The sequence below is a fragment of the Planctomycetota bacterium genome (assembly GCA_039819165.1).
Taxonomy (GTDB): domain Bacteria; phylum Planctomycetota; class Phycisphaerae; order Phycisphaerales; family UBA1924; genus JAHCJI01.
The window spans coordinates 1-596 of record JBCBSM010000010.1 but is presented as its reverse complement, the minus strand read 5'-3'; the positions used below and the strand labels follow the sequence as shown (position 1 = coordinate 596).

The 596-nt window shown below is 72.0% G+C and carries 1 protein-coding gene; it reads left to right on the top strand.

What is annotated here, in order from left to right; translation table 11 throughout:
- Positions 1-32: 32 nt before the first annotated feature.
- Positions 33-596: RNA pseudouridine synthase (locus AAFX79_13765; protein MEO1009623.1), on the top strand; the 564-nt coding region annotated here is incomplete at its 3' end.

Here is a 596-nt window from a genome sequence, read left to right as displayed (position 1 = left end):
CTTCCCGCGTGCGGTAGAAGTCGCGGGAAGCGATCGAGGGGAACTTCTACGTCGGCATCATTCACCGGCTCGATCGGCCCGTAACCGGCGCCATCGCGTTCGGGCGTCACGCCCGCGCGACGCAGCGGCTCGCGCGGCAGTTCCAAGAACGCACCGTCGGCAAGACGTACTGGGCGCTCGTCGAGGGCCGCGTCGCGCCCGACGAGGGGACGTGGACCGACATGCTCCACAAGCGGCACGGCATGGCGCAGGCGATCGTCGTACCGGAGGACGACCCGCGCGGCAAGCGCGCCGTGCTCCACTACGCCGTCCGCTGGGCGAGCGACGCGATGAGTTGGCTGGAGATCCAGCTCGAGACCGGCCGCACGCACCAGATCCGCGTGCAGGCGGCGTCGCGCGGCCACGCGGTGGTCGGCGACCACCAGTACGGCGCCACGCGGCGATTCGGCGAGGAGCACGAAGACGAGCGCGCGCGGCAGATCGCCCTGCACGCCCGATCGCTGGCGTTCCGCCACCCGATGCGCGACGAGTCGGTCGAGGTCACCGCGCCGCTCGGCGAGGCGTGGCGCGAGGCGCTACCCGAAGCGTTCGACGAG